Raw genomic sequence first — 13,640 nt, 5'->3', positions numbered from 1 at the left:
CCGTCGGGCGGGGTGGGACGGAAGGCGGTGGGGGTGTCCCCGGGCGTGGGGGTACGGGGGCGCGCCGCGCTTCCGTGCTCATGCACCCCCCGTTTCCTCATGTCCCGGGCCCGATCTCGTACGCGGGCCGTTGTTCCGTGTTCCCCGCCCGGCCCGGCACGGACTCGTCCGACCAGGCACGCATACCCGCACAGGAGGAGCGTCATCCCGGCGGGATGTGCGCCCGGAAACGTTCCCCACATGCGTGCGCGTCACTCTACGGGTTGACCCCGGGCGAACGGGAACCAGTCCGGGAGCCCGTGTGCATCTGCCCGGAACATCCCCCTACCCTGCGGTAATCCTGCATGGCAGGCTTCGTTCATGACTGCGCGCGCCGCCGACCGGGCCCGTTACGACCGGGCCACCGCCCATCTCGACGCCCCTCTCGCGATCGTGGACCTGGAGGCCTTCGACGCCAACGCGGACGATCTCGTGCGCCGGGCCGGCGGGAAGCCGATCCGTGTGGCCAGTAAGTCCGTACGCTGCCGGGCCCTGCTCGAACGCGTCCTCGCCAAGGACGGCTTCGCGGGCCTGATGTCCTTCACCCTCGCCGAGTCCCTGTGGCTGGCGCGCTCCGGGTTCGACGACGTCATGCTCGCGTACCCGTCCGCCGACAAGGCCGGTTTCGCCGAGCTGACGAGTGATCCCAAGCTCGCCTCCGCCGTCACCGTGATGATCGACGATCCGGCTCAGCTCCGGCTCATCGACGAGGCCCGGGACGGCGGGCGGGAAGTGGTGCGCGTCTGCCTGGAGTTGGACACCTCGCTGAAGCTGCTCGGCGGGCGGGTGCGCGTCGGCGCCCGGCGTTCGCCACTGCACTCCCCCACGCAGGTCGCCGACATGGCCCGGCTCGTCGCCCGGCGACCGGGGTTCGAGGTGGTCGGGATCATGGCGTACGAGGGGCATATCGCCGGGGTCGGGGACTCCGTGGCGGGACGGCCGCTGCGGTCGCGTGCCGTACGGCTGATGCAGTCCGCCGCCCGTCGGGAGCTCGCCGAGCGGCGGGCCGCGGTGGTGCGGGCCGTCCGGGCCGTCGCGCCGGGGCTGGAGTTCGTCAACGGCGGCGGGACGGGCAGTGTGCAGTTCACGGCCGCCGAGGACTGCGTCACGGAGATCGGGGCCGGGTCGGGGCTGTATGTGCCGCGGCTGTTCGACAACTACACGTCCTTCAGCGGGCGTCCGGCCGCGCTGTTCGCCCAGCCTGTCGTGCGCCGGCCGGGGGTCGGGGTGGTGACCGTCCTGGGCGGCGGGTATCCGGCCTCGGGTGCGGCGGGACCCGACCGGCTGCCGGTGCCGTATCTGCCGGAGGGCCTGCGGTACGACCCCCAGGAGGGTCCCGGCGAGGTGCAGACGCCGCTGATGGGCTCCCCCGCCGACGATCTGCTGCTCGGCGACAAGGTGTGGTTCCGGCACGCCAAGGCCGGTGAGCTGTGCGAGCGGTTCGACACGCTGCATCTCGTCGAGGGCGACGCGGTGACGGCGGCGGTGCCGACGTACCGGGGCGAGGGCCGGACGTTCCTGTAGCCACGCTCCGCGTCGCTCAGTCCGAGGTGGACCGGATGCCTCTGGTCAGGCGGTCCATGTCGGCCAGTGGTGGCCCGTCCTCGCCCGCGTCGAAGGCGTAGCGGACGATGACCGGCGCCTCGGTGCCGACGCGGGACGGGAAGGCGAGCGACTGGACGTAGCCGCCCGGTCCCTCGGCCGTCCTGACCCGCCAGCGCACGAAGTAGCCGGCGCGGCCCCCGACCTGGGCCGGGCCGGACTTGACGACCTGGTGGGACTCGATGCCGCCGAAGGGCGCCGGCCGATGCTGTCGCGGTCGTAGGCGTCGTCGGCCGCGTCCTGGATGTCGGCCTTGGCGAGCGCCTCGGGGGAGGTGCCGTCACCCGCTCTCGCCGTGCGCGAGCTGACCGTGCCGTGTCGGCAGTAGCCGCGGTCGCCGGGGCATTCGTAGGTGCCGTCCGTGGTCATGAGGACGTCGGCCTCGGTGACGTTCCGCGGCCTGACCCAGCCGGTGAGCAACGGCAGGGTGATGCCGTTGAGCTGGTCCACCACGACGGCCGGGTCGTCGGCGGAGGGCTCCGAAGCGGACTCGGACGGGGTGGGGGTCGGCGTCGGGGCGGTCGTGTCGGTGGCCGGCTCGCTGGACGTGGGGTCCGAGGTCGCGAGCGTGGGCGCGGTGTTCGCCTCCGCGCCGTCGTCCTTGCCGAGGACGATCGCGCCGGTGACGATCGCGGTGACCAGGACGGCTCCGGCGGCGGTGAGGGCGACGACCTTGGACCGCCGCCCCGCGGCGTCGGCACCGGCGGACGGCGGCACCGGCGCCGACGCACCGGGCGCCGGCGGCACCGGCGGTCCCGAGGTCTCGGGAGCGCGCCGGTGCTCGGTCCAGGCCGTTCCGTCCCACCAGCGCTCCAGGTGCGGGGCCTTGGGGTCGCGGTACCAGCCGGGCGGCGGTGTCATGCTCATCCCGGCCACTGTAGGGCGGCCTAGAGCGGTGTGACGTACGCCCCGGAGATTCCGCCGTCGACCAGGAAGTCGGTGGCGTTCACGAACGAGGAGTCGTCGCTGGCCAGGAAGGCGACGGCGGCGGCGATCTCCTCGGCCTCGGCGAAACGGCCGACCGGGATGTGGACGAGACGGCGTGCGGCGCGCTCCGGGTCCTTGGCGAACAGCTCCTGGAGGAGGGGGGTGTTGACCGGTCCCGGGCACAGGGCGTTGACCCGGATGCCGTCGCGGGCGAACTGCACGCCCAGTTCGCGGGACATGGCGAGGACACCGCCCTTGGAGGCCGTGTACGAGATCTGGGACGTGGCGGCGCCCATCCTGGCCACGAAGGACGCCGTGTTGATGATGGAGCCCTTGCCCTGCTGCCGCATGTAGGGGATGGCGGCCTTGCAGCACAGGTAGACGGAGGTGAGGTTGACCTCCTGGACGCGCTTCCATGCCTCCAGGCCGGTCTCCAGGATGGAGTCGTCGTCGGGCGGCGAGATACCGGCGTTGTTGAAGGCGATGTCGACGCTGCCGTAGGTGTCGTACGCCGTCTTGAACAGCGCTTCGACCTGCTCGGGGTCGGTGACGTCGACCTTGACGAAGATCCCGCCCAGTTCCTCGGCGGCGGCCTTGCCGCGCTGTTCGTCGATGTCGCCGCAGACGACGTGGGCGCCCTCGGAGGCGAGGCGGCGGGCGGTGGCGAGGCCGATGCCGCTGCCGGCTCCGGTGATGACGGCCGTACGGCCGACGAGGCGACGGCACACGTTTGCTTCGGTCACTGTGCGGGGCCTTCCGTGCTGATGAAGACGTTCTTGGTTTCGGTGAAGGCGGTCAGGGCGTCCGGGCCGAGCTCGCGGCCGATGCCGGACTGCTTGAAGCCGCCGAAGGGGGTCCAGTAGCGGACGCTGGAGTGGGAGTTGACGGACAGGTTGCCGGCCCGGACCGCCTGGGAGACGCGCAGCGCGCGGCCGACGTCCCGGGTCCAGATGGAGCCGGAGAGCCCGTAGTCGGTGGCGTTGGCGAGGGCCACGGCCTCCGCCTCGTCCTCGAAGGGGAGCACTACGGCCACGGGGCCGAAGACCTCCTCGACGGCCACGCGCGCGCGTGCGTCGACGCCGGTGAGGACGGTCGGCGGGAACCAGAAGCCGGGGCCCCCGGGGGCCTTGCCGCGGATGCCGTCGAGGTCGTCGGTGACGTACGAACGGACCCGGTCCAGCTGGACCCTGGAGATCAGCGGACCCATGTCGGTCTTCTCGTCGGCCGGGTCGCCGACCGTCACCGCCTCGATCGCGGGGCCGAGCAGCTCCATGAAGCGGTCGTGGGCCGAGCGCTGGACGAGGATGCGGGTGCGGGCGCAGCAGTCCTGGCCGGAGTTGTCGAGGAAGGACATGGGAGTGGCGGCCGCGGCGGCCTCGAGGTCCGCGTCGGCGAAGACGATGTTGGGGCTCTTGCCGCCGAGTTCGAGGGTGACGCGCTTGAGGAGCGCCGAGCCCTTCGCCAGCACCTGTTTGCCGACGGCCGTCGACCCGGTGAAGACGATCTTCGCGACGCCGGGGTGCTCGACGAGGGCGTTGCCCGCGACGGCGCCGTGGCCGGGCAGCACCTGGAACAGCCCCTCGGGCAGCCCCGCCTCCAGGGCGAGCTCCGCCAGCCGCAGAGCCGTCAGCGGGGTCGTCTCGGCGGGCTTGAGGAGGACCGCGTTGCCGGCGGCGAGCGCCGGGGCCGTGCCCCAGGCCGCGATCGGCATCGGGAAGTTCCAGGGCGCGATGACCCCGACGACGCCGAGCGGTTCGAGGATGGTGACGTTCAGGCCGCCGGGGACCGGGATCTGGCGTCCGGTCAGCCGTTCAACTCCCCCGGCCGCGTAGTCGAGCAGGTCGCGTACGTTGCCCGCCTCCCAGCGGGCGTTGCCGACGGTGTGCCCGGCCTCGCGGACCTCCAGCTGGGCGAGTTCTTCGAGGTGTTCGTCGACGGCGACGGCGAACCGGCGCAGCAGCCGGGCGCGTTCGCCGGGCGCGAGGGCGGCCCATCCGGACTGTGCCCTCGTGGCCCGTACGACGGCGGCGTCCACGTCGGCCGCGGTGGCGGCCGGGACGGTGGCGACGACCTCTTCGGTGGCCGGATTCAGTACCTGGAGCTGGTCGGACAAAGAGGGCCTCACATGCGTTCGAAGGAGCGGCGCAGCTCCCAGTCGGTGACCGCGGCGTCGAAGGCGTCCAGCTCGACGCGCGCCATGTTGCGGTAGTGCGCGACGACCTCGTCGCCGAAGGCGGCCTTGGCGATCGGGCTGTTCTCCCAGAGCTCGGCGGCCTCGCGGAGCGTGGTCGGGACGTGTTCGAAGTCGGCGGCGTAGGCGTTGCCGGCGCAGGCCTCGGGCAGCTCCAGCTTGTGCTCGATGCCGTAGAGGCCGGCCGCGACCAGTCCGGCGACGGCCAGGTGCGGGTTGACGTCGCCGCCGGGGAGCCGGTTCTCGAAGCGCATCGAGCGGCCGTGGCCGACGACGCGCAGGGCGCAGGTGCGGTTGTCGTGGCCCCAGGCGACCGCGGTCGGGGCGAAGGAGCCGGGCTGGAACCGCTTGTAGGAGTTGATGTTGGGGGCGTAGAGCAGGGAGAAGTCCCGGAGGGCCGCCAGCTGTCCGGCGAGGAAGTGCCGCATGACCTCGGACATGCCGCCGGGGTCGGCCGAGGTTCCCGCCATGACGTTGTCGCCGTCTGCGTCGGCGAGCGAGAGGTGGATGTGGCAGGAGTTGCCCTCGCGCTCGTTGTACTTGGCCATGAAGGTGATCGAGACGCCCTCCTGAGCGGCGATCTCCTTGGTGCCGGTCTTGTAGATGGCGTGCTGGTCGCAGGTGACCAGGGCGTCGTCGTACTTGAAGGCGATCTCGTGCTGGCCGGGGTTGCACTCCCCCTTCGCGGACTCGACGGTGAGGCCGGCGCCCGCCATCTCGTTGCGGATGCGGCGCAGCAGCGGCTCGATCCGCCCGGTCCCCAGCACCGAGTAGTCGATGTTGTACTGGTTGGCCGGCGTGAGCCCTCTGTAGTTGGCGTCCCAGGCCTGCTCGTAGGTGTCCTTGAAGACGATGAACTCCAGCTCGGTGCCGACCTTGGCCGTGTAGCCGTGCTCGGCGAGGCGCTCCAGCTGGCGGCGCAGGATCTGGCGGGGCGCGGCGACCACGGGCGAGCCGTCGCTCCAGGCGAGGTCGGCGACGAGCATGGCCGTACCGGCGTTCCAGGGGACGCGGCGGAGCGTGGCCAGGTCCGGGTGCATGGCGAAGTCGCCGTAGCCACGGTCCCAGGAGGACATGGCGTACCCGTCGACGGTGTTCATCTCGGTGTCGACGGCGAGGAGGTAGTTGCAGCCCTCGGTGCCGTGGTGGAGCACCTCGTCGAGGAAGAAGCGTGCGGCGAACCGCTTGCCCTGGAGCCGCCCTTGCATGTCGGGGAAGGCCAGGACGACAGTGTCGATCTCACCGCCGGCGACGAGGGCGTGCAGCTCCTCGACGCTCAGCGGGGGTGTGCGGTCTGCCACGGGAGAGCCTCCAATCGGCTTACTTCGGTCAGCCGGGAGCCATAAGGTATTGCGCAGGACCATTGATTGGGAAGGGGGTCCGGCCATATGTCGCAGGCGGACGCGGAGCACGGGACGCCCGGAGCCGACGACGACCGGCTGGCGTCGGTGCTGCGGCCGGTGCGGGCCGGCAACGGCTTCGAGGAGGCCCTGGAGCAGATCCTCCAGGTCGTCCGGCTCGGTCTGGTGCCGGGCGGCGAGCGGCTGCCGGCGGAGCGCGAGCTGGCGGACCGGCTGGGGATCAGTCGGGTGACGCTGCGCGAGGTACTGAAGGTCCTCCAGGACCAGGGCCTGGTCGAGTCGCGGCGCGGGCGCTACGGCGGAACGTTCGTGCTGCCGCGCCCCGTGACCCCCGGCGAGGAGGAGCTGCGGCGCCGCCTGAAGGACGTCGACGTCGAGGACACGCTGCGCTTCCGCGAGGTGTTGGAGGTGGGCGCGGCCGGGCTGTGCGCGGCGCACGGGCTGGACGGGGAGCAGACCGACCGGCTCCGCGAGGCGCTGGCGCGCACGCACGACGCCCCGCTGGCCGAGTACCGCCGCCTGGACACCCTGCTGCACCTGACGCTGGCCGAGCTGTCCGGCTCCCCCACGCTCACCGCCCAGTACGCGGCCGTACGTGCGACGGTCAACGACCTGCTCGACTGCATTCCGCTCCTGGTGCGCAACCTGGAGCACTCGCAGCGGCAGCACGCGGCCCTGGTGGAGGCCGTGATCGAGGGCAACGCGGAGTGTGCGCGGGAGATCATGCGCGAGCACTGCGGGGGGACGGCGGCGCTGCTGCGGGGCTTCCTGGGCTGAGCCCGCGCTCCCGGGTTGAGCGGGGTTCGCGTCGGCCCGGGGTGAGCAGGGATTTACGGGCGATTAACGCAGGGGTATTGCCTTCCCCCGCCGACCCCGCAAAGGTATGGATCCACTCCATTGAGCCGGAGCTCGGTCGACCCCACCGTGCCCGGAAAGAACTCCTGTCCGCCGCCCCGTGGGGAGTCTGCCCATGTCCGAGCAATCCACCGGTACACCCGCCGCCGAGGCGGACGACTATCTGGAACGCAGAACCCTGCGCCGCGGCAGCGCCGGCTGGGTGCTGCTGACCGGCCTCGGTGTCGCCTACGTCGTCTCCGGCGACTACTCGGGCTGGAACTTCGGTCTGGCCGAAGGCGGCTTCGGGGGCCTGGCGATCGCCATGGTCCTCATGGGCGCGATGTACGCCTGCATGGTCTTCGCCCTCGCCGAGCTGTCCTCGATCCTGCCCACGGCGGGCGGCGGCTACGGCTTCGCCCGGCGGGCGCTGGGCCCCTGGGGCGGCTTCCTCACCGGTACGGCGATCCTCATCGAGTACGTCCTCGCGCCCGCCGCCATCGTCATCTTCATCGGCGACTACGTCGAGTCGCTGGGCCTGTTCGGCCTGGAGTCCGGCTGGCCGGTGTACCTGGTCTGCTTCGCGATCTTCCTCGGCATCCACCTCTGGGGCGTCGGCGAGGCACTGCGCTTCAGCTTCGTCGTCACCGGCATCGCGGTGGTGGCCCTGATCGTGTTCGCGCTGGCGGCGCTGCCGGACTTCTCGGTGGGATCGCTGGACGACATCCCGGTCGACACGTCGGCGGCGGGATCGAGCTCCTGGCTGCCCTTCGGCCTGCTCGGCATCTGGGCGGCGTTCCCCTTCGGCATGTGGTTCTTCCTGGGCGTGGAGGGCGTGCCGCTGGCCGCCGAGGAGACCAGGGATCCGGCGCGTACGCTTCCCAAGGCCATCCGCTGGTCGATGGGCATCCTGGTGGTGCTCGCGGTGGTCACCTTCTTCGCGGCCGCCGGGGCACGCGGTTCCGCGGCGATCCAGGAGGCGGGCAACCCGCTGGTCGAGGCGCTCCAGCCGAACGGCGAGGCCACGACGCTCAGCCGGATCGTGAATTACGCCGGTCTCGCGGGCCTGGTGGCGTCGTTCTTCTCCCTGATCTACGCGGGGTCGCGCCAGCTGTTCGCCCTGTCCCGCGCGGGCTATCTGCCCCGCTTCCTCTCCCTCACCAGCCGCCGCAAGGCCCCGTACCTGGGCCTGCTGGTGCCCGGCACGATCGGCTTCCTGCTCGCGGCGGTGTCCGGCAACGGCGCCCGCATGCTGAACATCGCGGTCTTCGGCGCCACCATCTCGTACGCCCTGATGTCGCTGTCGCACATCGTGCTGCGCCGCCGCGAGCCCGAACTCCCGCGGCCGTACCGTACGCCGGGCGGGGTGCTGACCTCCTCGGTCGCCCTGGTGCTGGCGTGCGCGGCGCTGGTGGCCACGTTCCTGGTGGACGTGACGGCGGCGGTGATCGCGCTGGTGGTGTACGTGGTGGCGATCGCCTACTTCGGTCTGTACAGCCGTAAGCGTCTGGTGGCGAAGGCGCCGGAGGAGGAGTTCGCGGCGCTGGCGGCGGCCGAGGCAGAGTTGGCACGGGACTGAGCGCGTCGTCGAGAGTGAGGGAATCTCTGTGGCCAGGCCGTTGATCGGTGTCAGCACCTATCTGGAGTCGGGTGCGCGCTGGGGCGTGTGGGAGCTGGACGCGGCGCTGCTGCCGGCCGGTTATCCCCGGCTGGTGCAGCGGGTGGGGGGTCTGGCCGCGATGCTTCCGCCGGACGACCCGGAGCACGCCTTGGCGGCCGTCGCCCGGCTGGACGGGCTGGTCATCGCGGGTGGCCCCGATGTGGAGCCCGTACGGTACGGCGCCGAGCGGCACCCCCGCACCGGGCCGCCGGCGCGGGCGCGGGACGCGTGGGAGCTGGCCCTGATCGACGCGGCGTTGGCCGCCGGCGTCCCGCTTCTGGGGATCTGCCGGGGCATGCAGCTCCTGAACGTCGCCCTCGGCGGCACGCTCGTCCAGCACATCGACGGGCATGCAGAGGCCGTGGGCGTCTTCGGCAGCCATGCCGTGAAGCCGGTGCCGGGGAGTCTGTACGCCGAGGTCGTCCCCGAGGAGACCTCGGTACCCACCTACCACCATCAGGCCGTGGATCGCCTCGGCGAGGGGCTGGTCGCGTCGGCGTACGCGGGGGACGGGACGGTGGAGGCGGTGGAACTGGCCTCCGGGGGGTGGGTGCTGGGAGTGCAGTGGCATCCGGAGATGGGAGAGGATCTGCGGGTGATGCGGGGCTTGGTACAAGCGGCTGCCGCCTGACCTGCGATGTCCGCCCCCGCCGCCCCTACCCGTCCCATCCCTGGGGGCCCCAGACCCCCGCATTGGCCCTTCGGGCCTCGTCCTCAAACGCCGGACGGGCTGAAAACGCCTGGCGAATCCAGCCCCTCCGGCGTTTGAGGAGCGGGGTCCGGGGCGGAGCCCACTAGCCCCGGGTCAGGGACAGCAGATCCCGGGCGGGGCCCACCGGGCGGTGGCCCGTCGGCCACACCGCTCGCAGGTCCCGCGCCAGCGACACGTCCGCGAGCGGCACACTCACCAGCCGCCGCATCGACAGCTCCTCCCCCACCGCGAGTTCACTCAGCACCGCCGGCCCCGCCCCACTCACCGCGGCCGCCTTCACCGCCGTCGTGGACGACAACTCGATCAACGGCCGCGCCAGCCCACCCAGCGCCACATCCAGAACCTGCCGCGTACCCGAACCCTTCTCCCGAAGGATCAACGGGGTCACCGCCAGCTCCGACGCCTCCAGCGGCCGTCGCCGACGCGACCAGGCATGCCCCGGCGCCGTCACCACGATCAGGCGGTCATGGGCGATGACCACGGAGTCCAGCCCGGTCGGGACGGTCAGCCCCTCCACAAACCCGAGATCCGCCTCGTCCGCCAGCAACCGCTCCGCCACCGCCGCCGAGTTCCCGGCGAGCAGAGACACCGCCGTGTCCGGCCGCTGGGCGCGCAGGGCGAGGAGCCACCCCGGCAGCAGGTACTCCGCGATCGTCATGCTCGCCGCCACCCGCAACCGCGAGTCCCGCCGGTCCCGCAACGCCTGCGCCCCCGCGTCGAACGCCTCCGCCGCCTCCACGACGCGCCGCGCCCAGTCCGTCACCAGCGCCCCGGCGTCCGTGAGCCGGGATCCCCTCGGTGACCTGTCCACCAGCGCCACCCCCAGCTGGCGTTCCATCGACCGGACCCGGCTGCTCGCCGCCGGCTGAGTGATCCCCAGCTCACGGGCCGCCCCACCGAGACTGCCGAGCCGGGCCACCGCCAGCAACAGCTCCAGCGCGCCGAGATCCGGGACGCGATGTGCCAGGGATCCCGCGCGAAACTGCCCCTCCGCCGCCTGAGTCATAAGCCCAGTTTATGTCGCCATAGAGGCGGACTCCCTGGTGGGAGATGACAGCCGGCGCGACGCTGATTCCATGGTCACCGCCGTCCGTCATCTCGGTCCCAACTGGTACGCCGCCGTCATGGGCACCGCCGCCGTCGCCACCGCCGGAGCCGGGCTACCGGTCCACGTCCCCGGCCTGCGTACCGCCTGCACGGCCGTCTGGGCGCTCTCCCTCGTCCTGCTCCTCGCCCTCCTCGCCGCCCGCGCCCTGCACTGGACCCATCACCGCGACCAGGCCCGCGCCCATCTCCTCGACCCGGCCACGGCGCCCTTCTACGGCTGCCTGGCCATGGCCCTGCTGGCCGTCGGCGGCGGCGCGATCACCGTCGGCCGGGACTGGATCGGCGGCGAGGCGGCGGTCGTACTCGACGCCGTGCTGTTCAGCGCCGGTACGGCCGTCGGGCTGGCGGCCGCCGTCGCCGTCCCGTACCTCATGGCCGTACGCCATCGCGCGGAACCGTCACAGGCCACGCCCGTGTGGCTGCTGCCCCTCGTCGCCCCCATGGTGTCCGCGGCGCTCGGGCCGCTGCTGGTGCCGCATCTGCCGCCCGGGCAGGCCCGGGAGACGCTGCTCCTCGCCTGCTTCGCGATGTTCGGGCTCAGTCTGCTCGGCACGCTGCTGATGCTGCCGCTGGTCTTCGCCCGTCTGGTCACCGGCGGGCCGCTCCCCCTCGCTCTCACCCCGACCCTGTGCCTGGTGCTGGGCCCGCTCGGGCAGTCCACCACCGCCGTCGGCATGTTCGCGGACGTCGCGCCCGGCGCGCTCCCGGCCCCGTACAGCGACGGCTTCGACGTGCTCGCCGTCCTCTACGGCGTGCCCGTCATGGGCTTCGCCCTGCTGTGGGCCGGGCTCGCCACCGCCCACGTCCTGCGCGCCCGGCGGCACGGCATGGGCTTCACGATGACGTGGTGGGCGTTCACCTTCCCGGTGGGTACCTGTGTCACCGGCGCCGAGGCACTGGCCCGCCACACCGGACTCGTCGTGTACGAGGGGCTCGCCGTCGGGCTGTACGGCGTGCTGGTCGGCGCCTGGACCGTCGCCGCCGTGCGCACCGCCCACGGCCTGCTCAACGGCACCCTGCTCGCAGCGCCTCGGACAGCACCCGCGGCGCCTCGGCCAGTGACGGCCCGTACCACGTCAGGTGCCGTCCACTGACCAGCGCACAGGGCAGACCGGGGAACGCCTCCGGGCCGTCGTCGGCCGTGAAGCGGTACGGCTCGTCGGGGAGGACCACGACGTCCGGGGCTGCCGCCCGCAGGTCGTCCAGGGGGACGCGCGGGTAGCGGTCCTCGTGCGCCGCGTACAGGTGGTCCACGCCGAGGCGGGCCAGGACGTCACCCGCGAAGGTGTCGCGGCCGAGGACCATCCAGGGGCGCCGCCAGACCGGGACCACCGCCGTCGTACGGAGGGACGGAACCGGCAGCGACGACCAGGTCTCCTCCGCCTCGTCCAGCCAGCGCGGGCGGGCCGTCACCCCGCAGGCGTCCAGCACGCGCGTCAGCTCGCGGAATGCCTGCGGTACGTCCCGCACCTCGGTGACCAGGACCTCGACGCCGGCCGTGCGCAGGGCGGCGAGGTCGGGCTCGCGGTTCTCCTCCTCGTTGGCGATCACCAGGTCGGGCGTGAGGGTGAGGATCCGGTCGAGGTCGGGGTTCTTGGTGCCGCCGACGCGGGTGACGTCCAGGTCGGCCGGGTGGGTGCACCAGTCCGTCGCGCCGACCAGGGCGCCCGGGGCCGAGACGGCCACGGCCTCCGTCAGGGACGGCACCAGGGAGACGACGCGCATCAGCGCCCGCGCCGGTCCCGGACCGCCTCGATGTGCTCCGCCACCGCCACGACGACCACCCTCGTGTCCGGCACGGTCGCCCGCCAGCGGTGGCGCACACCGCCCGTGAGGTACAGGGTGTCGCCCCGGCCGAGGCGGTAGGCCCGGCCCTCCGCCTCGATCTCCACCGCACCGTCCGCGACATACATCAACTGGTCGTTGCGGTACTGGAATTCACGGCCCGCGTCATGGTCGCCGGTGAACTCCGAGGCGTGCATCTGATGGTGGCCCCGCACCAGGGAACGCGCCCGTGGTTCCGGCGCCAGCTCGGTGGCCTCGGCCCGCACCACGTCGACGCTGCACGCCGGGTCGGCGGCGGCGAGGAGTTCGACAGCGGTCGTACGCAACGCGTCGGCGACCTTTTCGAGGGAGCTCCTGCTCGGGCGCGCCCGGTCGTTCTCGACCTGGCTCAGGAAGGGCACCGAGAGGCCGCTGCGCTCGGCCACGACAGCGAGGGTGAGCTCCAGCGCGCGGCGGCGCCGCCGCACGGCCGCGCCCACCCGAAGGGGCTGTTCTTTGTGGTCGCCCATCGCTCCGGCTCCCTCCTTCGCTCGTCGGTCCGCTGTCCTCGCGCCCGTCGCCCGGCGCACACCTTCTGTTGAGTTCTCTGCACCCTACGCATGTTCGGCAAACCGTTTCATGCGCCCGGCACATCGACGACACGTCAGGGGGAGTACGACCCATCGGTTCGCGCCAGCCGGACCGGCTGCCCGGACGCGCCGGCCGCCCGCGCGCCACCGCTGACTCTCGATCAGCACCATTATCCCGTGTTCGTTTCCCTGGTGCGGCGGCCTCCTGTGTTCCCTGGTGGGCGCGGGTGGAGCGCCCGGCCAAGGGTGCGGGGCTCGGGTGGTGGCGTAGCGCTCTGTGGTTGGCCGGATCCTTGTTGTAGTCACGGGCAGGTCTCGGACCGGACCACGGCGGCGGTGACCCGAACGGCACCGGGTGTGGAATCCACGTATGCGTGGATCCCACACCCGGTGCCGTCTGTCTCTGCCTCTTTCCCTGCCTGTGTTCTTGCCCGTGGCCCTGCCCGTGTCTACGTCAGGGGCCGCGGGGCTATCCCGCCACAGGCGCCAGCTCGTCCTCGATCCCGGGGTGGGCGTCCATCCAACGGCGCGCGGATTCCTTCTCGTTCCCGGCGCCGCCCTTCTGGATCTCCACCTCCAGGGAGGCGAGTTGCTCCTCGGTCAGCTTGAAGTTCTTGAGCCAACCGCTCAGTTCGGGGAACTCCTGGCCGAAGTCCTTCTTGGCCACCGTGTGGATCTGCTCGCCCTTGCCCCAGGCGCCCTCGGGGTCCTTGAGCTTCCTGAGGTCGTACTTGCCGTACGCCCAGTGCGGCGTCCACAGCGTGACCACCACCGGCTCACGCTTCTTGATCGACCGGTCCAGCTCCGCCAGCATCGACGACGTACTCGACGACACCACCTTGTACTCGCCCTC

12 protein-coding genes and 1 pseudogene are annotated in these 13,640 nt (G+C 72.1%); 5 read left to right on the top strand and 8 right to left on the bottom strand.

Annotated elements, in window-relative coordinates; translation table 11 throughout:
* Positions 1 to 360 precede the first annotated feature (360 nt).
* Entirely contained in the window at positions 361 to 1,563 is a 1,203-nt protein-coding gene (locus ADK36_RS04620) for an amino acid deaminase/aldolase (RefSeq protein WP_048587269.1), read from the top strand.
* A gap of 16 nt (positions 1,564 to 1,579) precedes the next feature.
* Here the strand turns inward: ADK36_RS04620 and ADK36_RS04615 are convergent.
* The 4 genes and pseudogenes from ADK36_RS04615 to ADK36_RS04600 all read right to left on the bottom strand — a co-directional run bounded on the left by ADK36_RS04615 (position 1,580) and on the right by ADK36_RS04600 (position 6,060).
* A pseudogene (locus ADK36_RS04615) lies at positions 1,580 to 2,502 on the bottom strand (DUF2510 domain-containing protein).
* A 26-nt stretch (positions 2,503 to 2,528) separates the two neighbouring features.
* Positions 2,529 to 3,311 (bottom strand): 3-oxoacyl-ACP reductase, encoded by a 783-nt coding sequence (locus ADK36_RS04610; RefSeq protein WP_048587267.1) that lies wholly within the window; start codon positions 3,309 to 3,311, stop codon positions 2,529 to 2,531.
* Positions 3,308 to 4,681: an aldehyde dehydrogenase family protein gene (locus ADK36_RS04605; protein WP_048587266.1), complete on the bottom strand. Its 1,374-nt coding sequence runs from the start codon at positions 4,679 to 4,681 to the stop codon at positions 3,308 to 3,310. Before ADK36_RS04605 ends, ADK36_RS04610 begins: the two co-directional genes overlap by 4 nt.
* 8 nt (positions 4,682 to 4,689) lie before the next feature.
* On the bottom strand, positions 4,690 to 6,060 hold the full coding sequence (locus ADK36_RS04600; protein ID WP_048587265.1) for a glutamine synthetase family protein: 1,371 nt from the start codon (positions 6,058 to 6,060) through the stop codon (positions 4,690 to 4,692).
* Positions 6,061 to 6,147: 87 nt separating this feature from the next.
* Between ADK36_RS04600 and ADK36_RS04595 the strand changes: the two genes are divergently transcribed.
* From ADK36_RS04595 to ADK36_RS04585, 3 genes are all read left to right on the top strand, one after another.
* Positions 6,148 to 6,897, top strand: coding sequence for a FadR/GntR family transcriptional regulator (locus ADK36_RS04595; RefSeq protein WP_048587264.1), 750 nt, complete (start codon positions 6,148 to 6,150; stop codon positions 6,895 to 6,897).
* A 193-nt stretch (positions 6,898 to 7,090) separates the two neighbouring features.
* Positions 7,091 to 8,533, top strand: a complete 1,443-nt coding sequence (gene eat, locus ADK36_RS04590; protein WP_048587263.1) for an ethanolamine permease — start codon at positions 7,091 to 7,093, stop codon at positions 8,531 to 8,533.
* A 22-nt stretch (positions 8,534 to 8,555) separates the two neighbouring features.
* Complete coding sequence (locus ADK36_RS04585) at positions 8,556 to 9,245, top strand: gamma-glutamyl-gamma-aminobutyrate hydrolase family protein (RefSeq protein WP_234329671.1); 690 nt, start codon at positions 8,556 to 8,558, stop codon at positions 9,243 to 9,245.
* Between the two features lie 163 nt (positions 9,246 to 9,408).
* Here ADK36_RS04585 and ADK36_RS04580 read toward each other — a convergent pair whose 3' ends face one another.
* Entirely contained in the window at positions 9,409 to 10,332 is a 924-nt protein-coding gene (locus ADK36_RS04580; protein WP_048587261.1) for a LysR family transcriptional regulator, read from the bottom strand.
* 70 nt (positions 10,333 to 10,402) lie between these two features.
* Between ADK36_RS04580 and ADK36_RS04575 the strand changes: the two genes are divergently transcribed.
* Entirely contained in the window at positions 10,403 to 11,527 is a 1,125-nt protein-coding gene (locus ADK36_RS04575; RefSeq protein WP_053196455.1) for a TDT family transporter, read from the top strand.
* Here ADK36_RS04575 and ADK36_RS04570 read toward each other — a convergent pair.
* From ADK36_RS04570 to ADK36_RS04560, 3 genes are all read right to left on the bottom strand, one after another.
* On the bottom strand, positions 11,439 to 12,158 hold the full coding sequence (locus tag ADK36_RS04570) for a helical backbone metal receptor (RefSeq protein ID WP_048587259.1): 720 nt from the start codon (positions 12,156 to 12,158) through the stop codon (positions 11,439 to 11,441). The two genes, ADK36_RS04575 and ADK36_RS04570, sit on opposite strands and share 89 nt — an antisense overlap.
* Positions 12,158 to 12,727, bottom strand: a complete 570-nt coding sequence (locus ADK36_RS04565; RefSeq protein WP_048587258.1) for a helix-turn-helix domain-containing protein — start codon at positions 12,725 to 12,727, stop codon at positions 12,158 to 12,160. Before ADK36_RS04565 ends, ADK36_RS04570 begins: the two co-directional genes overlap by 1 nt.
* Positions 12,728 to 13,256: 529 nt before the next feature.
* On the bottom strand, positions 13,257 to 13,640 hold a 384-nt coding region (locus ADK36_RS04560; protein WP_276525830.1), incomplete at its 5' end, for a glycine betaine ABC transporter substrate-binding protein.

This window comes from Streptomyces viridochromogenes (genome assembly GCF_001270495.1).
GTDB classification, from domain to species: Bacteria; Actinomycetota; Actinomycetes; order Streptomycetales; family Streptomycetaceae; genus Streptomyces; species Streptomyces viridochromogenes_A.
Note: the sequence above shows the minus strand (reverse complement) of the source record. Positions and strands in the feature narration are given on the sequence as shown.

Excerpts from the sequence above, each read along its gene's own strand:
- ADK36_RS04565 (WP_048587258.1), bottom strand. The coding sequence starts at position 12,727 with ATGGGCGACCACAAAGAACAGCCCCTTCGGGTGGGCGCGGCCGTGCGG.
- ADK36_RS04575 (WP_053196455.1), top strand. The coding sequence starts at position 10,403 with ATGGTCACCGCCGTCCGTCATCTCGGTCCCAACTGGTACGCCGCCGTC.
- ADK36_RS04620 (WP_048587269.1), top strand. The coding sequence starts at position 361 with ATGACTGCGCGCGCCGCCGACCGGGCCCGTTACGACCGGGCCACCGCC.
- eat (WP_048587263.1), top strand. The coding sequence starts at position 7,091 with ATGTCCGAGCAATCCACCGGTACACCCGCCGCCGAGGCGGACGACTAT.
- ADK36_RS04580 (WP_048587261.1), bottom strand. The coding sequence starts at position 10,332 with ATGACTCAGGCGGCGGAGGGGCAGTTTCGCGCGGGATCCCTGGCACAT.
- ADK36_RS04595 (WP_048587264.1), top strand. The coding sequence starts at position 6,148 with ATGTCGCAGGCGGACGCGGAGCACGGGACGCCCGGAGCCGACGACGAC.
- ADK36_RS04570 (WP_048587259.1), bottom strand. The coding sequence starts at position 12,158 with ATGCGCGTCGTCTCCCTGGTGCCGTCCCTGACGGAGGCCGTGGCCGTC.